The organism is Streptomyces hygroscopicus subsp. hygroscopicus (genome assembly GCF_030269125.1).
GTDB lineage: Bacteria > Actinomycetota > Actinomycetes > Streptomycetales > Streptomycetaceae > Streptomyces > Streptomyces hygroscopicus_C.
The window spans coordinates 63377-85697 of the sequence record NZ_BSSM01000028.1; the positions used below are offsets into that span (position 1 = coordinate 63377).

The window sequence follows — 22321 nt, forward strand, 5'->3', positions numbered from 1 at the left end:
CTAGGACGTCCAAGTAAATTCGATGGTATGGACGCTCACGCCATCGAGGAGGGCCGCCGGCGCTGGCAGGCCCGATACGACGCCGCGCGGACGCGTGACGCCGCCGGGGCCCCGGGGGCGCGGCCCGCCGGGGACTGGACCCGCTCGACGCTCTCCGGGGATCCCGTGGAGCCCGTCTACGGTCCGCGGCCCGGGGACACGTACGAGGGATTCGAGCGGATCGGCTGGCCGGGGGAGTACCCGTTCACGCGGGGGCTCCACTCGACCGGCTACCGCGGTCGCACCTGGACCATCCGGCAGTTCGCCGGGTTCGGGAACGCCGAGCAGACCAACGAGCGCTACAAGATGATCCTCGCCGCGGGCGGCGGCGGTCTCTCCGTGGCGTTCGACATGCCCACGCTGATGGGCCGCGACTCCGACGATCCCCGCTCGCTCGGCGAGGTCGGCCACTGCGGGGTCGCGATCGACTCGGCCGCCGACATGGAGGTCCTGTTCAAGGACATCCCGCTCGGGGAGGTCACCACCTCCATGACGATCAGCGGGCCCGCCGTGCCCGTCTTCTGCATGTACCTGGTCGCCGCCGAGCGGCAGGGCGTGGACCCGTCGGTTCTCAACGGCACGCTCCAGACCGACATCTTCAAGGAGTACATCGCGCAGAAGGAGTGGCTCTTCGGGCCGGAGCCGCATCTGCGCCTGATCGGCGACCTCATGGAGTACTGCGCGGCCGGCATCCCCGCCTACAAGCCGCTGTCCGTCTCCGGCTACCACATCCGCGAGGCCGGGGCGACGGCCGCGCAGGAGCTGGCGTACACGCTCGCGGACGGCTTCGGGTACGTCGAGCTGGGCAGGAGCCGGGGCCTGGACGTCGACGTGTTCGCGCCCGGCCTGTCGTTCTTCTTCGACGCCCATGTCGACTTCTTCGAGGAGATCGCCAAGTTCCGCGCCGCCCGGCGCATCTGGGCGCGCTGGATGCGGGACGTGTACGGCGCGCGGACCGAGAAGGCGCAGTGGCTGCGGTTCCACACGCAGACCGCCGGGGTCTCGCTGACCGCGCAGCAGCCGTACAACAACGTGGTCCGCACCGCCGTCGAGGCGCTGGCCGCGGTGCTCGGCGGCACCAACTCGCTGCACACCAACGCCCTGGACGAGACCCTGGCGCTGCCCAGCGAGCAGGCCGCGGAGATCGCGCTGCGCACCCAGCAGGTGCTGATGGAGGAGACCGGTGTGGCCCATGTGGCGGACCCGCTGGGGGGTTCGTGGTACGTCGAGCAGCTGACGGACCGGATCGAGGCGGACGCGGAGAAGGTCTTCGAGCGGATCAGGGAGCGGGGGCTGGCCGCGCATCCGGACGGGCGGCATCCCGTCGGGCCGATCACCTCCGGGATCCTGCGCGGGATCGAGGACGGCTGGTTCACCGGCGAGATCGCCGAGTCCGCCTTCCGCTACCAGCGGGCTCTGGAGAAGGGCGAGAAGAAGGTGGTGGGCGTCAACGCGCACACCGGTTCCGTCACCGGCGAACTGGAGATCCTGCGCGTGAGCCACGAGGTGGAGCGCGCGCAGGTGCGGATCCTGCGGGAGCGCAGGGCGGCGCGGGACGGGGCGGCCGTACGCACCGCCCTCGACGCGCTGCTCACCGCGGCCCGCGACGGTTCCGGCATGATCGAGCCGATGCTGGCCGCGGTCCGCGCGGAGGCGACCCTGGGTGAGATCTGCGGGGTGCTGCGCGAGGAGTGGGGGGAGTACACGGAGCCCGCGGGATTCTGACGGCCCCGCGCGGGCTCGGCGGGCCCCGGGGCCTCAGGCGGGCGCCGCGAGCCCCAGCAGCAGCACCTTGGTGAAGCCGCGCACCCACGTCTCGTCCGCCGGCTTGCCGCTGACCAGGGTGCGGTGGACGACGGCGCCGGCGACCATGTCGAAGGTGAGGTCGACGGTGCGGGCGGTCTCCTCCGGGTCGGCCTCGGGCGGGAGTTCACCACGGGCCTGGGCGCGGGCCCGGCCCTCGACGACCAGCCGTTTCTGGCGCTCCACGACCGAGACGCGGATGCGTTCGCGCAGGGGTGCGTCGCGGGTCGACTCGGCGACCACGCCCATGAGGCCGCTGCGGCACTCGGGGCGGTCCAGGAGCGCCGCGAACTGGAGGACCACGCCCTCGATGTCCGCGGCCAGGCTGCCCGCGTCGGGCAGCCGCAGCTCGTCGAAGAGTTCCGCGACGGCGTCGACGACCAGCTCGTTCTTGCCGGCCCAGCGGCGGTAGAGGGTGGTCTTCGCGACCCCGGCACGTGTCGCCACGTCCTGGAGTGTGAGCTTGGACCAGCCCAGTTCCACCAGCGCTTCCCGGGTCGCGGCCAGGATCGCGGCGTCCGCGGCGGCGCTGCGCGGGCGCCCGGGACGGCCGGCGGGGGTGCGGCTCTGCATTCCCCGACCATAACCGGCCGGTAGCGGCCGGTTCTGATGTGTCGTGAGGGAGATCACCGGGATGCGGTGTCGCGTGACCGCTCATTGCCATTACGCTACGGGTCGTAGCGAAAGCTCGCGACGGACGTACGCGGGCGTGTGACAACACGGCGAGGGTGGGGACCCGGCGCCGGACATCGACGCTTTTTTCTTTCAGACGCCGGTACGGGGGAGGATAGACGCATGCAGCCACGGAACATGTCCATGAGCGGCGTGGTCGACCTCGCCGCGGTGAAGGCGGCCCAGGAGGCCAAGGCCAAGGCCGAGCAGGCGCGCGCGGAGGCGGCCCGGCAGGGCGGCACCGGCGCCGTCTCCCCGGCCGATCTCGTCATCGACGTCGATGAGGCGGGCTTCGAGCGGGAGGTCCTCCAGCGCTCCGCCGAGGTGCCCGTCGTCATCGACTTCTGGGCCGAGTGGTGTCAGCCCTGCAAGCAGCTGAGCCCGGTCCTGGAGCGGCTGGCCGTCGAGTACGACGGACGCTTCCTCCTCGCCAAGATCGACGTCGACGCCAACCAGATGCTGATGCAGCAGTTCGGGGTGCAGGGCATCCCGGCGGTGTTCGCCGTCGTGGCGGGGCAGGCACTGCCCCTGTTCCAGGGCGCGGCCACCGAGGAGCAGATCCGGGGGACCCTCGACCAGCTGGTGCAGGTCGCCGAGCAGCGCTTCGGTCTGACCGGTCTGACGGTCGACCCGGACGCCCGGCCGGGCGGCGCCGCCGGTGCCGGTGCCGAGGCGCCGGTGGGCCCGTACGACGCCCTCCTGAACGCGGCCGCCGAGGCGCTGGACGCCGGCGACCTGGACGGCGCGGTGCGCGCCTACCAGAACGTGCTGGCCGACGACCCGGCCCACCCCGAGGCCCAACTCGGCCTCGCGCAGGCCGAGTTGCTGCGCCGGGTGCGGGGCATGGACCCGCAGAGGGTGCGCCGGGAGGCGGCCGAGCAGCCGAAGGACGTGGCCGCGCAGATCGCCGCCGCCGACCTGGACCTGGTGGGCGGTCATGTCGAGGACGCCTTCGGGCGGTTGATCGAGACCGTGCAGCGCACGGTGGGTGAGGACCGGGACACGGTGCGCCGCCGGCTCCTCGAGTTGTTCGAGGTCGTGGGCCCCGACGATCCGCGGGTGATCGGCGCGCGCCGGGCGCTCGCGCGGGCGCTCTTCTGACCAGTCGCTCGACGCCACGGCCTGTGACGCCGGGGTGAGAGGTTTGCCGACAAGGCGTTGAGGCCGCTCCGCTTTACCAAATCTTGGTAATCGGAGCGGCTGTTACTCCGAGTAAATCAAGGCCGTTGATCTGTCTGGTTTCGTACAGGGATCAACGGCTTTGTTCTGCCCAGCGATGCAACCGAGTGTCGCGCTCCGGGATCACCCGGTCGTGCCTTGGTTATCCGGCCGTTACTAGCCAGTAACGAACCCCCTTGTGCAGTCGGCCGGAATGCACCACGATCGGCGACGCTCGGTCCATTCCCGTACCCCGGCATCCGGTCGGGGCGAGGGAGACTCTGGGTCCCCACCGAGCAGAGCCGGCGGCAGTGGCGCCGGCTCTTGGGCAGGGGGGTCTTCGCCGGTCGGCGAAGCCTGTCCAGCAAGGTTGTGCGTGATGTGTGTCAGGCGCGACCAGTGGTTGTCGCTCGGGGGTGATCGCCGGTGGATCAGGTGCGTAACGCGCCTGCGAGTACGGGCGCTCTCCTTCCCGAGGACGTAGCACTTCTCCCATCCCTGCCCGGCTGAGCCGCCGTCCGTGGGCGACTCCGGGCCAGGAGATGTACGTCCGAGAAGGAGGAAATATGGAGTCCCAGGTGCGTGGCGGGACCAGATGGAAGCGGTTCGCTGTGGTCATGGTGCCCAGCGTCGCCGCCACGGCGTGTATAGGTGTCGCCCTCGCTCAGGGTGCGCTGGCCGCCTCGTTCAGCGTGTCCGGTCAGTCCTTCAAGGTGACCGCCGACAAGCTGGTCGGCCAGGGCTTCGAGCAGTACGGCGCGCTCGACAACGGCTACACCCTCAGTGGTGACCAGACCGTCCACCCGGTCGCGGTCTCGGGGTTCAACTCCGCCGAGATCACGAACATGTGCCAGTCGGTCGTCACGCCGAACATCCCGGTGCTGGGCTCGGTGAGCCTCGTGCTGAAGGCGGGCGCGGACAAGCCGGTCGAGGCCAGCCAGCTGTACATCGACCTCGACGACCTCAGCGCCGACGCCACCTTCAAGAACATCGACATCGGTGTTGCCGCCAAGGACGCCGCCAAGGGTCCGGGTATGAAGGGTGGGAAGGAGCAGGCGAACCCGTTCGGCTTCGCGCAGCAGGCCGACTCGGCCACGCTGACCGGCGTGAAGCAGACGGCGTGGGCGACCACGGCCGGCACCTTCAAGCTCAGTGGCCTGCACATGTCCGTGCAGGCGGGCACGCACGAGTGCTACTAGGCACTCGGTGACGGGCGGGGGAGCCGATGGCGCCCCCGCCCGCGCCACACCCGCCGCGTCTTCACACGCGGCACACGTCATCACCACAGCAACGCCGCACCAGGGAGCTGTTTTCCATGAGCGCCGAGACCCCTGCCGCCGACCCCGGCCAGTTCCACCACCGGAGGCAGCAGTTCCGCGCCTGGCGGGGCACGCGTCCGTTCTGGGCCGGACTGTTCGTCCTGCTCGGCGGCTTTCCGATCATGTACTTCCCGTACGCCCACCTCCAGCTGGGACACCTCACGCTGGCGATGGCGACCACCGCGGGAGCGGGATCCCTGATCATCGGTGTGCTGCTCGTCGTGCTGGGCATCAGCCTCTGGTTCCAGAAGCATGTACGCACCTTCGCGGGAGTCGCCGCGATCCTGCTGGCACTGGTGTCCCTGCCCGTCTCCAACTTCGGTGGCTTCGTCCTCGGCTTCCTCTTCTCCCTCGTCGGCGGAGCGATGGCCGTGGCGTGGGCACCGGGCGAGCCCGGCCTCGCGGAGCCGCAGGCCGACGAGGCCGCCCCGGGCGCGAGCGGCGCACCCGAGGCCGCGCCGCTGCCCGGCCAGGGCACGGACGGCATGTACGAGCCGAACGACCTGTCAGGAACGAGCCCGGCCAACGGGGCGAACGGGAGGCACAGTGCCGGCTGACGAGGTGAGCCGCGGGAGTGATGCGGACGAGTCCCGCGGGAGAACCGGACCCCGCCACGCGGCCCCCAGAAAGCCGCTGTTCACCAGGTTCCACATGCCGGCCGGCAAGGCGATAGCCACTGTGGCGATGCCGACGGCCGTGCTCATGGGCATGGGCTTCACCTCCACGCTCGCCCTCGCGGCGGGCAACGGCGGCAGCCCGGCCCCCTCGCCCACGGCCAAGAGCCTGACGGCCGACGAGTACAAGGACTGCGTCAAGGCGCTGGACGGCGCCAAGGACCCCTCGGCCTCGCCGTCGCCGTCGGCCTCGGCGGACAAGTCCACCGCGACGCCCTCGCCTTCGGCCTCGCCGAGCGGGGACGCCACGAAGGACACGTCGGGTTCCTCGACGTCCACGGATTCGGGCTCGGGCTCCGCGGGCAAGACCGCGCCGAAGCCGACCGAGACGTCCGGGTCCTCCGGCTCGGGCTCTGGCTCGGACTCGGGTTCGGGTACGACGACGCCGAGCACCTCGCCGAGCCAGAGCAGCGGCGGCGGACTGCTCGGCACCATCGGCGACACCCTGGGCACCATCCTCACCGGTGGCCAGAAGGACACCACCGCCGCGCCGTCCGCGAGCGCCACGCCCACGGCGACCCCCTCGCCGTCCGCCACCGGCTCCACGTCGTCGTCCGGCACGCAGTCGGCCGACACCGTCAAGGACACGACGTCCAAGACCGCCGACACGGTCGGGGACACGGTGAAGAACACCACCGGAACGGTCTCCAAGACGGTCGGCGACGCGGGCAAGACGGTCAAGGACACGGCGGACTCGGCGACCCCGAGCCCGTCCACGAGCCCGTCCACGAGCACGAGCCCCTCGGCACAGGACTGCCCCGCGGCCACCACCGATCAGGGCGGCGTCGACAACCCGGTGCCGGTGGCGGACGACCCCTGGTACCTCCAGGCCAGTTCGCTGCTGCTCAAGGGCGCCGACTACCAGGGCGTCGTGGAGGTGAGGACGGCGAACGGCACCACCAAGAAGGCGCTGAAGTACGTCGTCTCCGACGGCACGGACATCGGCGACCTGCACCAGACGGTGCACGACTCGTTGTCCGGCAAGACGTACCACGTCCAGGCGTCCAAGGGCTCGACGTCGACCATCCGCGACGGCAAGACCGTGATGTACACCGAGGAGATCTCGGGCAACCTGTTCGGGCTGATCCCCATGACGTTCAGCCCCGACAGCCCGCCGCCGCTGAACCTCCCGCTGATCTACTTCACCAACGTGAAGGTGACCCAGGCGGCCCAGTTCGGCGGCACCCTGCACGTGCCCGGGATGCACGTGTACACGACCGGCTGACCGGTCCCCAGACCCTTCCGGGAGCCGCAACACCGCAGAGGGCGCCCCCTGTTCGCAGGGGGCGCCCTCAGCGCCGTTACGAGGTCCGTGCGGGGTGGGTCAGTTGTCGCTGCCCAGGTGGTGCACCCGGATCATGTTGGTGGTGCCCGGGACGCCGGGGGGCGAGCCGGCCGTGATGACCACGGTGGCGCCCGGCTCGAAGCGGCTCAGCCGGGCCAGCTCCTGGTCCACCTGGTCGACCATGTCGTCGGTGGTGTCCACGAACGGCACCACGTGCGGCTCCACGCCCCAGCTCAGCGTGAGCTGGTTGCGGGTGGCCTCCTCGGTGGTGAAGGCGAGGATCGGCTGGGCGGCGCGGTAGCGCGAGAGGCGGCGCGCGGTGTCACCGGACTTGGTGAACGCGACCAGGCCCCGGCCGCCGAGGAAGTCGGCGATCTCGCAGGCCGCGCGGGCCACCGAACCGCCCTGCGTGCGCGGCTTCTTGCCCGGCACCAGCGGCTGAAGGCCCTTGGACAGCAGCTCCTGCTCCGCGGCCTGGACGATCTTCGACATCGTCTTGACCGTCTCGATCGGGTAGGCGCCCACCGAGGACTCGGCGGACAGCATCACCGCGTCGGCGCCGTCCAGGATCGCGTTGGCCACGTCGGAGGCCTCGGCGCGGGTCGGGCGGGAGTTGGTGATCATCGACTCCATCATCTGGGTCGCCACGATCACCGGCTTGGCGTTGCGCCGGCACAGCTCGATCAGGCGCTTCTGCACCATCGGGACCTTCTCGAGCGGGTACTCCACCGCGAGGTCGCCGCGGGCCACCATCACGGCGTCGAACGCCGCGACGACGTCCTGCATGTTCTCCACCGCCTGCGGCTTCTCCACCTTGGCGATGACCGGGACCCGGCGGCCCTCCTCGTCCATGACGCGGTGCACGTCCTGGACGTCCTTGGCGTCCCGCACGAAGGACAGCGCGACCATGTCGCAGCCCATGCGCAGCGCGAAGCGCAGGTCCTCGACGTCCTTCTCGCTCAGCGCCGGCACGTTGACGGCCGCGCCGGGCAGGTTGATGCCCTTGTGGTCGGAGACGACGCCGCCCTCGATCACGATCGTCCGGACCCGGGGGCCCTCCACGTCCACGACCTTCAGCTCGACGTTGCCGTCGTTGATCAGGATCTGGTCGCCGCGCGAGACGTCGCCCGGCAGCCCCTTGTACGTCGTCCCGCAGATGTGCCGGTCGCCGGGCACGTCCTCGGTGGTGATGACGAACTCGTCACCGCGCTCGAGCTCGACCGGGCCCTCGGCGAAGGTCTCCAGACGGATCTTCGGGCCCTGGAGGTCGGCGAGGACGCCGATGGGCCGGCCGGTCTCCTTGGACGCGGCCCGGACGCGGTCGTACCGCGCCTGGTGCTCGGCGTGGGAGCCATGGCTGAAGTTGAAGCGGGCCACGTTCATGCCCGCCTCGATCATGGCGACGAGCTTCTCGTGGGAGTCGACCGCGGGGCCGAGAGTACAGACGATTTTCGAACGGCGCATGGGGCGATCCTATCGGTTTGTTTCGCTACGGAATATTCCGTCTGGCGGAAGATACAAATGAGAGGCGTCCTGCTCAGGTGCTGCTCAATTGCTCTTTCCGACCAGTGCGTAGGTCTGCGTCGCGATCTCCAGTTCTTCATCCGTCGGCACCACGGCCACGGCCACCCGCGCGGACGGGGGCGAAATCAGCCGGGCCTCGTCACCGCGGGCGCCGTTCAGCTCCGGATCGACCAGCGCGCCCAGCCCCTCCAGGCCCGCGATCGCCGCCTGGCGCACGGCCGCCGCGTTCTCGCCGACCCCGGCGGTGAACGCGATCGCGTCCACCTTCCCGAGCACGGCGTAATAAGCGCCGATGTACTTTTTGAGCCGGTGAATGTAAATGTCGAAGGCGAGAGCGGCTTCCCGGTCGCCCTCGTCGATCCGGCGGCGGATCTCGCGCATGTCGTTGTCCCCGCACAGACCGAACAAGCCGCTCCTCTTGTTGAGGAGAGTGTCGATCTCGTCCATGGACATTCCGCCAACCCGCGCCAAATGGAAGATGACGGCCGGATCCAGATCACCGGAGCGCGTACCCATCACCAGCCCCTCCAAAGGTGTCAGCCCCATGGAGGTGTCCACGCACCGGCCCTTCTCCACCGCCGACGCCGAGGCGCCGTTGCCGAGGTGCAGCACGATCACGTTGACCTCGGAGGGCTCCTTGCCCAGCAGCCGCGCCGTCCTGCGCGAGACGTAGGCGTGGGAGGTGCCGTGGAAGCCGTAGCGGCGCACCCGGTAGCGGTCGGCGAGCCTCGGGTCGATCGCGTAGCGCGCCGTCGACTCCGGCATGGTGGTGTGGAAGGCGGTGTCGAACACGGCGACCTGCGGCAGGTCGGGGCGCAGCGCTCGGGCGGTGCGGATGCCGGTCAGGTTGGCCGGGTTGTGCAGCGGGGCGACCGGGATCAGCCGCTCGATCTCGGTGATCACGCCGTCGTCGACGACCGTGGGCTCGGTGAAGAACATCCCGCCGTGCACCACCCGGTGCCCGATCGCGAGCAGGTCCGGCGAGTCGAGGCCGACGCCGTCGCGGGCCAGCTCCACGGCGACCGCCTTGAGCGCGGCGTCGTGGTCGGCGATCGGGCCGTTCTGCTCGCGCGTCTCACCGGTGCTCACGCAGGTGTGCTTGAGCCGGGACGTCTGCTCGCCGATCCGCTCGACCAGCCCGACGGCGAGCCGGCTCGCGTCGCGCATGTCGAGCAGCTGGTACTTCAGCGACGAGGAGCCGGAGTTGAGGACGAGGACACGGGTCGCGGTCACGGTGCGGGCACGCTTTCTGCTCGGTCTGCGGAGGTCTGGGCCTGGATCGCCGTGATCGCGACGGTCGTCACGATGTCCGTCACCAAGGCGCCCCGGGACAGGTCGTTGACCGGCTTGCGCAGGCCCTGGAGGACCGGTCCCACGGCGATCGCGCCGGCCGAGCGCTGCACGGCCTTGTAGGTGTTGTTGCCGGTGTTGAGGTCCGGGAAGATCAGCACGGTGGCCTGCCCGGCGACCTCGGAGCCCGGCAGCTTGGTCGCGGCGACGGTGGGTTCCACGGCGGCGTCGTACTGGATCGGCCCCTCGATCTTCAGGTCGGGCCTGCGGGCGCGCACCAGCTCGGTGGCCGCGCGCACCTTGTCGACGTCGGCGCCCGTGCCCGAGGTGCCGGTGGAGTACGACAGCATCGCGATCCGCGGCTCCACCCCGAACCGGGCCGCCGTACCGGCCGACTGGATGGCGATGTCCGCCAGCTGCTCGGCGTCGGGATCGGGGTTGACCGCGCAGTCGCCGTAGACCAGGACCCTGTCGGCCAGGCACATGAAGAACACCGAGGAGACGATCGAGGCCTCGGGCCGGGTCTTGATGATCTCGAAGGCCGGGCGGATGGTGGCCGCCGTGGAGTGCACCGAGCCGGAGACCATGCCGTCGGCGAGGCCCTCCTCGACCATCAGGGTGCCGAAGTAGTTCACGTCCGTGACGACGTCGTACGCCAGCTCCACCGTGACGCCCTTGTGGGCGCGCAGCGCCGCGTACCTCTCGGCGAAGCCGTCGCGCAGCTCGGAGGTGGCCGGGTCGATCAGCTGGGTGTCGCCGAGGTCGATGCCCAGGTCCGCGGCCTTCTTGCGGATCTGCGCCGGGGGGCCCAGCAGCGTCAGGTCGCACACGCCCCGGCGTGTCAGCACCTCGGCCGCGTGCAGCACCCGCTCCTCGGTACCCTCCGGGAGCACGACCCGGCGGCGGTCGGCGCGGGCCTGTTCGAGGAGCTTGTGCTCGAACATCATCGGGGTGACACGGTCGCCGCTGGTCGCCGAGACGAGGCTCGCCAGCTCCGCGGTGTCGACATGGCGTTCGAACAGGCCGAGCGCGGTCTCCGCCTTGCGCGGGGTGGCGGCCGTCATCCGGCCCTCCAGGGAGAACAGCCGCTCGGCGGTGGGGAAGCTGTTCCCGCGCACCGACAGGACCGGGGTGCCCGGGGCGAGCCGGGCGGCCAGCGTGAGGATCTCCTTGCTCGGCACCTCGTCCAGGGTGAGCAGCATGCCGGCGATCGGCGGGGTGCCGGCGCTGTGCGCGGCCAGCGCGCCCACGACCAGATCGGCGCGGTCGCCGGGGGTGATGACGACGCAGCCCGGGGTCAGCGCGGTCAGCAGGTTCGGCAGCATGGCGCCGCCGAAGACGAAGCCGAGGGCGTCCCGGGCGAGCCCCGAGTCGTCACCGAGCAGCACCTTCGCGTCCAGGGCCTGCGCGATCTGGGCGATGGTCGGCGCGGACAGGGCGGGCTCGTCGGGCAGCACGTAGCAGGGCACCGGCAGCCGGGAGGTGAGCCGCTCGGCGATCTCGTCGCGGTCCTCGCGGGCCACCCGGTTGGCGATCATGGCGAGGACGTCGCAGCCGAGGCCGTGGTAGGCGCGGTAGGCGTTGCGGACCTCCGCGCGCACCGACTCGGCGTTCTGGTCCCGGCCGCCGACGACCGGGAGCACCGGGGCCCCGAACTCGTTGGCGAGGCGGGCGTTGAGGGCCAGCTCGTCGGGGAGCTGGGTGGCGGCGAAGTCGGTGCCGAGGACGAGGACCACGTCGTAGTCGAGGGCCAGCAGGTGGAAGCGGTCCACGAGGGCGGAGACCAGTTCGTCGGTGCCCTGTTCGGCCTGGAGGGCGGAGGCCGTCCGGTAGTCCATGCCGTAGACGGTCGCCGGGTCCTGCGCGAGGCGGTAGCGTGCCCGCAGCAGCTCGAACATCCGGTCGGGGCCGTCGTGCACGAGCGGGCGGAAGACGCCCACCCGGTCGACCTGCCGGGTCAGGAGTTCCATGACCCCCAGCTCCACGACCTGGCGGCCGTCACCGCGGTCGATGCCGGTCACGTACACGCTGCGCGTCACGTGTGCACTCCGTTCCTGTCGCCTCTGCCGCATGATCGGCACAAACATCGTCGTCGGCATAAAAATCGCCCACCCAGGTGAGCAGAACCCTCTTGACAGTACCCCTCGGCCGGGATAAGGCGCCCGTCAGGATCCCGGCCCTTCCGGCGAACGTGAAACAATCGGAGGAGGCTCACGCACGGACGAGACAGCGAGCAGGAGAAACAGCACGATGCGCATCGGAGTTCTCACCGCAGGCGGCGATTGCCCCGGCCTGAACGCCGTGATCCGTTCGGTCGTGCACCGCGCGGTGACGCAGTACGGCGACGAGGTCATCGGATTCGAGGACGGCTACCGGGGACTGCTCGACCGCCACTACCGCACCCTCGACCTGGACGCCGTCAGCGGCATCCTGGCCCGGGGCGGCACCGTACTCGGCTCCTCCCGCCTGGAGCGGGACCGGCTGCGCGAGGCATGCGAGCGGGCCACCGACATGGCCGAGGAGTTCGGCATCGACGCGCTGGTCCCGATCGGCGGCGAGGGCACGCTGACGGCGGCCCGGATGCTGTCCGACGCCGGCCTCCCGGTCGTCGGCGTGCCCAAGACGATCGACAACGACATCTCCTCCACGGACCGCACCTTCGGCTTCGACACCGCGGTCGGCGTGGCCACCGAGGCGATGGACCGCCTCAAGACCACGGCCGAGTCCCACCAGCGGGTGATGGTGGTCGAGGTCATGGGCCGGCACGCGGGCTGGATCGCGCTGGAGTCCGGCATGGCCGCCGGCGCGCACGGCATCTGCCTGCCCGAGCGGCCCTTCGACCCCGCGGACCTGGTCAAGATGGTCGAGGAGCGGTTCGCGCGCGGCAAGAAGTTCGCCGTGATATGCGTCGCCGAGGGCGCGCACCCCGCCGAGGGCACCATGGACTACGGCAAGGGCGAGATCGACCAGTACGGCCACGAGCGCTTCCAGGGCATCGGCACCGCGCTCGCCTACGAGTTGGAGCGCCGCCTCGGCAAGGAGGCCAAGCCGGTGATCCTCGGTCACGTCCAGCGCGGCGGCGTCCCCACCGCCTACGACCGCGTCCTCGCCACCCGTTTCGGCTGGCACGCCGTCGAAGCCGCCCACCGCGGCGAGTTCGGCAACATGACCGCCCTGCGCGGCACCGACATCCGGATGGTCCCGCTCGCGGAAGCGGTCACCGAGCTGAAGACGGTCCCGAAGGACCGGATGGACGAGGCGGAGTCGGTCTTCTAGTGCGGTGACCGGGATGGTTCACCGTGACCGGAAGGCGGCTCGCGGGGCGAGCGCACGCCAAAGGGCTGGTATTACTGGGGCATGCAGGAAGAGACCGCACGCTCCGCGATCGACACGTTCATCTCCGCGTTCAACGCCTCGGACGACAACTACGTGACTGCCCTTCTCTCCCAGGCCCTGACCTCAGACGTGGTCTTCTGGGGGCCGTTGGGCCGCGTCGAAGGAATCGCGGCGGTCGAGCGGTTCGTGCTGGACATCCGGCGTCACCCGGCGGGGACCGGCACGATGGTGCGCTGCTCGGCGGTGGACATGCCTGACGAGTGGGCCCGGTACCAGTGGGTCTTCACCACGCCGGACGGAGGCCCCCGGCTGGCGGGAACGGACGTCGTCCACCTGCGGCGGAGCCTCATCGACCAGGTCATCGTCTTCGCGGGGGAGATCGAGCCGTCCGCCTCCTGAGTCGTCTGCCGCTGTTCTTCTCCTGAACTCGCTTCCTTCGGCGCTCGGTTCGCAGTCGGTCAGGCTGCGGTGCTGAGGGAGCGTCCGCCCCCGCGGTTGCCCTTTTCGCTGCGGCGCGGCCGGCGCGGCGCGTGGCAGCACGGCGAGCCTCGCCTCCCGGCCCGGACGGGCACGACATCCGGCGGCTCCGGCCGCCGTGGGGCCACCCCGCACGAGGCAGGGGCGGTGCCACCAGGGGCCACGGGCCGTTTCGGCGGCACCGCGGGCTGTCCGAACGTACGGTCGCGTCCCTTGCGGTCCGTCACCCCTTGACCGCCCCCCCGGCGCACAGCCGTTCCCCGGGCGGCGGGAGACCAGGACGTACAGCAGGATCACCGGGGTCGAGTATCCCGCTCGTGGAACCGGAGTCCGCGGGTGCCGGTGCCGTTCGGGACGCCGTACGTCTTCCCGTCCTGCCCCCGGGCCGCCGCCTTCGCCGCGTCGATGAACCGCCCCCGGTCCGGCCACTTGCGATCGGCCGGCCCAATCCGTGTGCGGGGAAAGGAAGTCGGCGGTCACCGCGGGGTCAGTGCGTCCGGGACACCCACCGGTAGACCAGTTCGGGCCGTCCCACCTGGCCGTACAGCGGACTGCGCGCGGCCCGGCCGGTGTCCACCAGGTGCTCCAGGTAGCGGCGGCCGGTGATCCGCGATATGCCCACGGCCTCGGCGACCCCGGCCGCGGTGAGTCCGTCGGCCGCCCCGCGCAGCGCGCCGGTCACGCGCTGGAGCGTCGGCCCGCTGAGCCCCTTGGGCAGCGAGGCGGGCGCGGGCGCCCGGAGCACCGCGAGCGCCCGGTCCACCTCGTCCTGCCCGCTCGCCTCGCCCGCCGCACCCCGGAACTCGGCGTAGCGCACGAGCCGGTCGCGCAGCGTGGCGAAGGTGAACGGCTTGAGCACGTACTGCACGACACCCAGCGAGACCCCCTCGCGCACCATCGCCAGATCACGGGCCGAGGTCACCGCGATCACGTCCGCGTGATGGCCCGAGGCCCGCAGCGTGCGCGCGAACTGAAGCCCGTGCACATCGGGCAGGTGGAGATCGAGGAGGAGCAGGTCCACCTCCGTGCGCTCCAGGACCCGCCGCGCCTCCGCGCCCGTGCGGGCCTTGGCGACCGCGGCGAAGCCCGGCACCCGGCCCACGTACAGCTCGTGCGCGTCGGCGGCGACCGGGTCGTCCTCCACCACCAGCACTCTGATCGGGTCCGTCACACGACACCGCCCTCGGCCGGCACCGGCGCCGTGCGCAGCGGCAGCCGCACCTCGAACACCGCGCCGCCGTCACCGGCGTCGTCCCGCACGGTGAGCGTGCCCGCGTGCCGGGCCACCGCCTGCCGTACGAGGGCGAGGCCGAGCCCCCGCCCGCCAGGCCCGGCCGGTTTGGTCGTGAACCCCCGCTGGAAGACCAGGTCGGCGTGGGCGGGGTCGACGCCGGGGCCGGTGTCGGCGACGCGCAGCACCAGCTCGGGGGCCGAGGGGTCCGCGGCCGAGGCGGAGCCGTCCGGGACGACCGGGACGTCCCGGGCCTCCGAGGCGTACGCCGTCACGGTCACCCGCGCCCGCGCGCTGCCCTGTGCCGCGTCCACCGCGTTGTCGATCAGATTGCCGAGGATGGTCACCAGGTCCCGCGCGGGCAGTTCGCCCGGCAGCAGACCGTCGTCCAGCCGGCTGTCCGGCGACACCACCAGCTCCACGCCCCGCTCGTTGGCCTGCGAGGTCTTGCCCAGCAGCAGCGCGGCGAGGACCGGCTCGCTCACCGCCGCCACGACCTGGTCGGTCAGCGCCTGCGCCAGCTCCAGTTCGGCCGTGGCGAACTCCACCGCCTCCTCGGCCCGGCCCAGTTCGATCAGTGAGACCACGGTGTGCAGCCGGTTCGCCGCCTCGTGCGCCTGCGAGCGCAGCGCCTGGCTGAAACCCCGCTCCGTGTCCAGCTCGCCCATCAGCGACTGGAGTTCGGTGACGTCACGCAGGGTGGCGACCGTACCCCGGTGTTCGCCGCCGGAGACCGGGGAGGTGTTGACCACCAGCACCCGGGACGCGGTCAGGTGCACCTCGTCCACCCGGGGCCGCGACGACAGCAGCGCGCCCGTCAGCGGGGCCGGCAGCGCCAGTTCGGCCACCGACCGGCCCACGACCTCGTCCTCCTCGCCGACCCCGAGCAGGTCCCGGCCGCCGTCGTTGATGAGCGCCACCCGGTACTGCCCGTCCAGCATGAGCAGCCCCTCGCGCACCGCGTGCAGCGCCGCCTGGTGGTAGTCGTGCATCCGGCTCAGCTCGGTGGCGTTCATGTCGTGGGTGTGGCGGCGCAGCCGGGCGTTGATGACGTAGGTGCCCACCGCCCCCAGCAGCAGCGCCCCGCCGGCCACCCCGAACAGCGCCGAGACCTGGTCCTGGAGCCGCTCGCTGATCCGGTCCACGGTGATCCCCGCGCTGACCAGGCCGACGATCCGGCCGCCGTCCGTGACCGGGGTCACCGTGCGCACCGAGGGGCCGAGGGTGCCGGTGTAGGTCTCGGTGAAGGTGCGGCCCCGGCGCGCGGGGGCCGTGGTGCCGAGGAAGCGCTTGCCGATCTGCCGCGGGTCGGGGTGCGTCCAGCGGACCCCGGCCGGGGTCATGATCGTGATGAAGTCGACGTTGGTGTCGCGGGTGACCTTCAGGGCGTAAGGCTCCAGGAGCGCGCTCGGGTCCGGGGTGCGGATCGCCGTACGGACCGTGGGGGAGTCGGCGATCGACCGGGCCACCGCGGTGGCCTGCCGGGCGGCCGCGTCCTCGGCCTGCCGCCGGTCGCTGACGTAGGTGAACAGCGCGTATCCGGCCACGACCACCGCTATGAGCACCGCCTGCATGGCGAACAGCTGGCCCGCCAGGCTGCGAGGGCGGGTCATGGACGGGAGGCGCATGTCAGCCAGTGTGCCCCCGGTTCACGCGTGAACTAAATGAACGCAAGGGTGACCGCCCTCACAGGACGGGAGATAGTCACCGCGTTCCCAGCATCGCCCGGACGTGAGCCGCACGCCGGTTGTGCACCGACGAAGACGTCAAGGAGGGCAGCCGTGGCCGCCACCAGTCCCGATACGGCACCTGCCGCACCCCGCGCCCGGCGGGACCGGACCCATTACCTGTACATCGCCGTCATCGTGGCCGTCGTGCTCGGCATCGCGGTCGGCCTCATCTGGCCGGATGCCGCGGTCCAGCTCAAGCCGCTGGGCACCGGGTTCGTCAACCTGATCAAGATGATGATCTCACCGATCATCTTCTGCACGATCGTGCTCGGGATCGGATCGGTGCGCAAGGCCGCCAAGGTGGGCGCCGTCGGCGGCATCGCCCTCGGCTACTTCCTCGTGATGTCGCTGGTGGCCCTCGCCATCGGGCTCGTCGTCGGCAACGTGCTGCACCCCGGCGCCGGACTCCATCTGACGGACGCCCTCAAGCAGACCGGACACGCCCAGGTCAGCAGCGAGGCGCTGCCGCCCGTCGACTTCGTCCTGTCGATCATCCCCCAGACCTTCGTCTCCGCCTTCACCGAGGGCCAGGTGCTGCAGACGCTCCTGGTCGCCCTGCTCGCCGGATTCGCGCTCCAGGCCATGGGCCCGGTCGGGCAGCCGGTGCTGCGCGGCGTCGAGCACATCCAGCGGCTCGTCTTCCGCATCCTGTCCATGGTCATGTGGGCCGCGCCGGTCGGCGCCTTCGGAGCGATCGCCGCGGTCACCGGTTCGGCCGGCCTGGACGCGCTGAAGAGCCTCGCCGTGCTGATGCTCGGTTTCTACGTCACCTGCGTGCTGTTCGTCTTCGTGGTGCTCGGCGCGGTGCTGCGGATCGTCGCCGGGGTGAACGTCTTCTCCCTGTGCAAGTACCTCGCCCGCGAGTTCCTGCTGATCCTGTCCACGTCCTCCTCCGAGTCCGCGCTGCCGCGTCTGATCGCGAAGATGGAGCACCTCGGCGTCAGCAAGCCGGTCGTCGGCATCACCGTGCCGACCGGGTACTCCTTCAACCTCGACGGCACGATGATCTACATGACCATGGCGTCGCTGTACATCGCGGACGCGCTGGGCACGCCGATGTCGGTCGGCGAGCAGATTCCGCTGCTGCTGTTCCTGCTGCTCGCGTCGAAGGGCGCGGCGGGCGTCAGCGGCGCGGGCCTCGCCACGCTGGCCGGCGGCCTCCAGTCGCACAAGCCCGCGCTGGTGGACGGCGTCGGCCTCATCGTCGGCATCGACCGCTTCATGAGCGAGGCGCGGGCGCTGACGAACTTCGCGGGCAACGCGGTCGCCACGGTGCTCGTGGGGACGTGGACCAAGGAGATCGACGACGAGCGGGTGCGGAAGGTGCTCGCGGGGGAACTGCCGTTCGAGGAGACGGCGATGGACGCCGCGGCGGGTACGGTGGCCGAGGTCCCCGAGCCGCGCGAGGAGAGGCTGGCCAAGGCGTAGTCCCACCCCATTGGCCGGCCAAGGCCCGGCCCCACCCCCTTCTCCGGATGCCCGGCCCCGCCTGAACCGGGGCCGGGCGTCCGGCCGTTTCCGGACTACATGTCCGAACTCACCTCGGCCACCAGCGCGGTGGCCGCCGAGGCGGGTACGCCCGCCGTGGTCAGGATGGTGACCGCGGCGGAGCGGCCCGCCTCCTGTGCTGCCAGCAGGCCGTCGTTGACCGCCTCCATGACCGCGAAGACGGTCTGCTCGTGCACGTAGGCGAGCGCGGGCGCGGGCAGCGGCGAGGTGAACACCCCCTCGTCCAGGCCCTGCTGGAGCAGCCTGACCTTGGCCGCGCGGAGCGGGGCGAGGCGTTCGCGGATGCCCTGGACGGTGACCGTGCGCTGGGCCAGGGCGATCAGCAGCCGGTAGCGGTCGGCGGTCGCCCAGAGCGCGAGCACCGAGCGGGCGAGCGCCTCCGCCGGGTCCGTCACCCCCGTGCGCACCGCCGCGTCCGCGTCGGCCAGCGCCTGCACCGCCTCGTCGGTGAGGGTGCTGATCAGCGCCTCGCGGCTGGGGAAGTGGCCGTACACGGTCCGTCGTACGACTCCGGCGGCGCGCGCGATCTGGTCCATCGAGGCGTCCGGGTCGCGCAGCAGCTCGGCGAGGGCGACGTCGAGGATGCGGCGCCGGTTGGCGTCGGCGCGGCTGGGGTTACCGGTGGTCATGGCAGCCATTCTGCACGTCCTCTCCGGAGTGGCCGGTACGCCCTCCCGCGACTTGCACAGCATTATGCAACGGCGTACATTGCACATCGTTGTGCAATTGCACGATGGTGTGCAAGTTCCGTCGCGAATCCGAGGAAGGCAACCCCCCTGCCATGCGACTCGTCATGACCGAACCGGTCGAGAAGATGGAGCGCCCCTACGCCCGGCGCTGGTGGGCACTGCTCGTGCTCTGCCTGAGCCTGCTGATCATCGTGATGGCCAACACGGCCCTCACGGTCGCGGCGCCCGACATGACGAAGGACCTCGGCCTCTCCAGCGCCGACCTCCAGTGGGTGATCGACGGCTACACCGTGCCCTACGCGGCGCTGATGCTGCTGCTCGGCGCGATCGGCGACAAGTACAGCCGACGCGGGGCCCTCGTGCTCGGCCTGCTGGTCTTCGGCGGCGGCGCGGTCTTCGGCTACCTCGCGGACAGCGCGGCGACCGTGATCGCGGCGCGCGCCGTGATGGGCGTCGGCGCGGCGCTGATCATGCCGGCCACGCTGTCGCTGCTCGCGGCGACCTTCCCGCGGGCCGAGCGAGCCAAGGCGATCACGCTGTGGACGGCGACGGCGGGCCTCGCCATCGCCGCGGGCCCGGTGGTCGCGGGCGCGCTGCTGCGCGACCACGGCTGGTCCTCGACGTTCCTGATCAACGTGCCGATCGCGGCCGTCGCCCTCCTCGCCGCACTCGTCCTCGTCCCGCCGTCCAAGGCCGGCCACCACGACCGCGTCGACTACGTCGGCGGCCTGCTGTCGGTGATCTGGACCGGCTCACTCGTCTACATGATCATCCAGGGACCGCACTTCGGCTGGAGCGGCAAGGCCGTCGCCGCCGCCGTGATCGCGGGCGTCGGCCTGATCGCCTTCGTCCTGTGGGAGCTGCGCCACCCGCGCCCGATCCTGGACGTCCGCCGCTTCGCGCACCGCCGCTTCGCGGGCTCCAACCTGGCCGTCGCCCTGTTCTTCCTGGCCGTCTTCGGCGCGTTCTACTTCCTCACCCAGCACCTCCAGTTCGTCCTCGGCTACGACGCCCTGGAGACCGGCGTACGGATGCTGCCGCTGGCCGGCGCCGTGTTCGTCGGCTCGGCCCTCACCGGCTGGCTCACCCCGCGTGTCGGCATGAAGTGGACCGTCACCGCGGGCATGGTCGGCGGCACGGCGGCGCTGGCCCTGCTGACCCAGGTGGACGCCGGTTCGACGTACGGCGACTTCCTGGCCCCGCTGATCATCCTCGGCCTCGCCATCGGCCTCGCCCTCTCGCCCTGCACGGACGCGATCATGGGCGCGTTCCCCGAGTCCGAACTGGGCGTCGGCGGCGCGGTCAACGACACCTCGCTGGAGCTCGGCGGCTCCCTCGGCATCGCCATCCTCGGCTCGCTGCTGGCCACGTCGTACGGCGACCACCTCACCGACGCCACCGCCGGCAGCAAGCTCCCGCCGAGCGCCCTGGAGAGCGCCCAGGACTCGGTCGGCGCCGGCTACGCCGTCGCCCAGGGCATCGCCGACAAGGCCCACCAGGTCGCCGCCCAGGCCGCCCACGCGAGCACCCCCCAGCAGGCCGCCCAGCTCAAGCAGCAGGCCACCGAGCTGGCCACCGGCGCCCACCGGATGGCCGAGGCCGTCGGCTCCTCCTTCTCCGACGCCGTCGCCCACACCAGCCTGGTCGGCGCGGTCATCCTCGGCATCGGCACCGTCCTGGTCGCCTTCCTGCTGCCGCGCCGCGCGACGTCCGCCGAAGTGGAGGAAGCGAGGAAGGAACTGGCGGAAACCACCGCCGGCTGACGCTTTCTCGCCAACATCCACTAACGTGCCGTGCCGGATGACCGGAACGGCACGTCGGTGTGTGGCGTCTGTAGGTGCATGGAGGCACGGGGGACATGAAGATCGACTGGGACCGGCGGACCTGCGCGCGCAAGGGGCACGTGACCTACGCGCCGGACGATCCGCGGCTGAGGGTACGGCTGCACGCGCAGACCGCGCTCGGGGACGTGTGGCGCTGTCTGCGCTGCGGTGACTTCGTGCTCGGCGAGCCGCACGGGTCGGGGCCGGCGGAGGACGCGCCGCTGGTGCCGCGCGGCAAGGTGCTGCGGGACCTGTTCATCCTGCGGTTCCTCGCGATCGAGCGGGCCGTGCGCGGGGTGTTCATCGTCCTGGTCGCGGTGGCGGTGTGGAAGTTCAGCAACAGCCAGGACGCGGTACGGCGGCTGTTCAACGAGTACCTGACCGTCCTGCGCCCCGTCTTCCGCCACTTCCACTACGACCTCGACCACTCGCCGGTGATCGGCTCCATCCAGAAGGCCTTCGGCTACAAGCACTCCACGCTCCTCCTGGTCGCCGGAGTCCTCCTCGCCTACGCCCTGGTGGAACTGGTCGAGGCGGTGGGCCTGTGGCGGGCCAAGCGCTGGGCGGAATACCTGACCGTGGTCGCCACCGCCGCCTTCCTCCCCCTGGAGATCTACGAGCTGACCGAGAAGATCAGCTACGTCAAGATCGCCACCCTCACCCTCAACATCCTCGCCGTCCTCTACATCGCCCTCGCCAAACGCCTCTTCGGCCTGCGCGGCGGCCGCCGCGCATTCGACGAGGAACGCCACAGCGCGTCGCTGCTGGAGGTGGAGGAGTCGGCGGGGGTGCTGGTCTGAGGACCGCCGCCCGCGCACGCGGGACCGCCGCGCCCCGTCGGGTGCGGCGGTCCCGTGCTGTACCGGGAGCCCAGGCCGGTCCTCGCCCCGGTGCCGGACCGGGTCCGCCGCGCCGTTTGCCTTGACGTCCGCGTCAAGTCCTACCGTCGTATCCATGCGAATCGGCGAGCTGGCCGCTCGGGCCGGGACCACGACGCGGGCCCTGCGGTACTACGAGGCGCGGGGGCTGCTTCCGGCGCGGCGGGACGAGAAGGGCCATCGGGCGTACGGCGAGGAGGACCTGCGGCTGCTGGAGCAGATCAGAACGCTGCGGGACTTCGGGTTCGAGCTGGAGGAGACGCGGCCGTTCGTGGAGTGTCTGCGGGCGGGACACCCGGAGGGGGACTCCTGTCCGGCGTCGCTCGTGGTCTACCGGCGCAAGCTCGCGGAGCTTGACGCGCTCATCGGACAGCTGACGGAGGTGCGGGAGACCGTCGCGGGGCAGCTGCGGCGGGCCGAGCGGGCCCGCGACGCGCTGGCCGCCGACGCGCCGGCTCCGGGGGGTCCGGAGCCTCTGTGCGAACTGGGAGGGCAATTCTCATGAGCTTGACGAATGGACTCGCCGAGGTGACGGACGCCGATTTCGAGGAGGAGGTGATCGGCGCCGGCCTGCCGGTGCTGGTGCAGTTCACGGCCGACTGGTGCGGGCCCTGCCGGCAGCTCGCGCCGGTGCTCAGGGACATCGCCCGGGAGGAGGGGGACCGGGTGAAGGTCGTACAGGTGGACGTCGACCGCAATCCCCGGACGACCCTCGCCTACCGCGTGCTGTCCACGCCCACCCTCATGCTCTTCCGGGACGGTGGGCCCGTGCGGTCCATGGTGGGTGCGCGGCCCAAGCGGCGGCTCCTGGCGGAACTCGACGACGCGCTGTAAAGCGATCCGCACACGAGAAATCCCCCGGACAATTGCGTCCGGGGGATTTC

19 protein-coding genes are annotated in these 22321 nt (G+C 71.3%); 12 read left to right on the forward strand and 7 right to left on the reverse strand.

The features are described from left to right. The first annotated feature begins 27 nt into the window (after positions 1-27). Positions 28-1764, forward strand: coding sequence for a coenzyme B12-dependent isobutyryl-CoA mutase large subunit (icmA, locus tag QSK45_RS37125; RefSeq protein WP_285563367.1), 1737 nt, complete (start codon positions 28-30; stop codon positions 1762-1764). Positions 1765-1797: 33 nt separating this feature from the next. Here the strand turns inward: icmA and QSK45_RS37130 are convergent, their stop codons facing one another. Beyond that, positions 1798-2415, reverse strand: coding sequence for a TetR/AcrR family transcriptional regulator (locus QSK45_RS37130; protein WP_285563368.1), 618 nt, complete (start codon positions 2413-2415; stop codon positions 1798-1800). A 222-nt stretch (positions 2416-2637) separates the two neighbouring features. On the opposite strand from QSK45_RS37130, the gene QSK45_RS37135 reads away from it, so the two are divergent. The 4 genes from QSK45_RS37135 (at position 2638) to QSK45_RS37150 (ending at position 6890) form a co-directional block, all read left to right on the forward strand. Then, positions 2638-3615, forward strand: coding sequence for a tetratricopeptide repeat protein (locus QSK45_RS37135; RefSeq protein ID WP_285563369.1), 978 nt, complete (start codon positions 2638-2640; stop codon positions 3613-3615). Positions 3616-4238: 623 nt separating this feature from the next. Then, on the forward strand, positions 4239-4871 hold the full coding sequence (locus QSK45_RS37140) for a DUF6230 family protein (protein ID WP_285563370.1): 633 nt from the start codon (positions 4239-4241) through the stop codon (positions 4869-4871). Positions 4872-4987: 116 nt separating this feature from the next. Beyond that, entirely contained in the window at positions 4988-5548 is a 561-nt protein-coding gene (locus QSK45_RS37145; RefSeq protein ID WP_285563371.1) for a DUF6114 domain-containing protein, read from the forward strand. Then, a complete protein-coding gene (locus QSK45_RS37150) occupies positions 5538-6890 on the forward strand; it encodes a hypothetical protein (protein WP_285563372.1) in 1353 nt (450 codons plus the stop codon). Before QSK45_RS37145 ends, QSK45_RS37150 begins: the two co-directional genes overlap by 11 nt. A 99-nt stretch (positions 6891-6989) precedes the next feature. On the opposite strand, the gene pyk is transcribed toward QSK45_RS37150, so the two are convergent. From pyk to pta, 3 genes are all read right to left on the reverse strand, one after another. After that, positions 6990-8414, reverse strand: a complete 1425-nt coding sequence (gene pyk / locus QSK45_RS37155; RefSeq protein WP_285563373.1) for a pyruvate kinase — start codon at positions 8412-8414, stop codon at positions 6990-6992. Between the two features lie 84 nt (positions 8415-8498). Next, positions 8499-9707, reverse strand: coding sequence for an acetate kinase (locus QSK45_RS37160; RefSeq protein ID WP_285563374.1), 1209 nt, complete (start codon positions 9705-9707; stop codon positions 8499-8501). Further along, positions 9704-11803, reverse strand: a complete 2100-nt coding sequence (pta, locus tag QSK45_RS37165) for a phosphate acetyltransferase (protein WP_285563375.1) — start codon at positions 11801-11803, stop codon at positions 9704-9706. Before pta ends, QSK45_RS37160 begins: the two co-directional genes overlap by 4 nt. A 211-nt stretch (positions 11804-12014) precedes the next feature. On the opposite strand from pta, the gene QSK45_RS37170 reads away from it, so the two are divergent. Both QSK45_RS37170 and QSK45_RS37175 read left to right on the forward strand, forming a co-directional pair. Continuing rightward, positions 12015-13040 (forward strand): ATP-dependent 6-phosphofructokinase, encoded by a 1026-nt coding sequence (locus QSK45_RS37170; protein WP_285563376.1) that lies wholly within the window; start codon positions 12015-12017, stop codon positions 13038-13040. A gap of 81 nt (positions 13041-13121) precedes the next feature. Then, positions 13122-13499: a nuclear transport factor 2 family protein gene (locus tag QSK45_RS37175; protein WP_285563377.1), complete on the forward strand. Its 378-nt coding sequence runs from the start codon at positions 13122-13124 to the stop codon at positions 13497-13499. A gap of 565 nt (positions 13500-14064) precedes the next feature. Here the strand turns inward: QSK45_RS37175 and QSK45_RS37180 are convergent. Continuing rightward, on the reverse strand, positions 14065-14748 hold the full coding sequence (locus tag QSK45_RS37180) for a response regulator (RefSeq protein ID WP_285563378.1): 684 nt from the start codon (positions 14746-14748) through the stop codon (positions 14065-14067). Next, positions 14745-16436: a sensor histidine kinase gene (locus tag QSK45_RS37185; RefSeq protein ID WP_285563379.1), complete on the reverse strand. Its 1692-nt coding sequence runs from the start codon at positions 16434-16436 to the stop codon at positions 14745-14747. Before QSK45_RS37185 ends, QSK45_RS37180 begins: the two co-directional genes overlap by 4 nt. Positions 16437-16589: 153 nt before the next feature. On the opposite strand from QSK45_RS37185, the gene QSK45_RS37190 reads away from it, so the two are divergent. Beyond that, a complete protein-coding gene (locus QSK45_RS37190; RefSeq protein ID WP_285563380.1) occupies positions 16590-17966 on the forward strand; it encodes a cation:dicarboxylate symporter family transporter in 1377 nt (458 codons plus the stop codon). A gap of 95 nt (positions 17967-18061) precedes the next feature. On the opposite strand, the gene QSK45_RS37195 is transcribed toward QSK45_RS37190, so the two are convergent. Then, positions 18062-18685: a TetR/AcrR family transcriptional regulator gene (locus tag QSK45_RS37195; RefSeq protein WP_285563381.1), complete on the reverse strand. Its 624-nt coding sequence runs from the start codon at positions 18683-18685 to the stop codon at positions 18062-18064. A gap of 143 nt (positions 18686-18828) precedes the next feature. Between QSK45_RS37195 and QSK45_RS37200 the strand changes: the two genes are divergently transcribed. From QSK45_RS37200 to trxA, 4 genes are all read left to right on the forward strand, one after another. Then, complete coding sequence (locus QSK45_RS37200) at positions 18829-20499, forward strand: MFS transporter (protein WP_285563382.1); 1671 nt, start codon at positions 18829-18831, stop codon at positions 20497-20499. 95 nt (positions 20500-20594) lie between these two features. Continuing rightward, the gene (locus tag QSK45_RS37205; protein WP_285563383.1) at positions 20595-21359 is read left to right on the forward strand and encodes a DUF2127 domain-containing protein; all 765 of its coding nucleotides are present in this window, start codon (positions 20595-20597) and stop codon (positions 21357-21359) included. Between the two features lie 154 nt (positions 21360-21513). Next, positions 21514-21942: a MerR family transcriptional regulator gene (locus tag QSK45_RS37210; protein ID WP_285563384.1), complete on the forward strand. Its 429-nt coding sequence runs from the start codon at positions 21514-21516 to the stop codon at positions 21940-21942. Further along, positions 21939-22271: a thioredoxin gene (gene trxA, locus QSK45_RS37215; protein WP_285563385.1), complete on the forward strand. Its 333-nt coding sequence runs from the start codon at positions 21939-21941 to the stop codon at positions 22269-22271. Before QSK45_RS37210 ends, trxA begins: the two co-directional genes overlap by 4 nt. Positions 22272-22321: the final 50 nt, after the last annotated feature.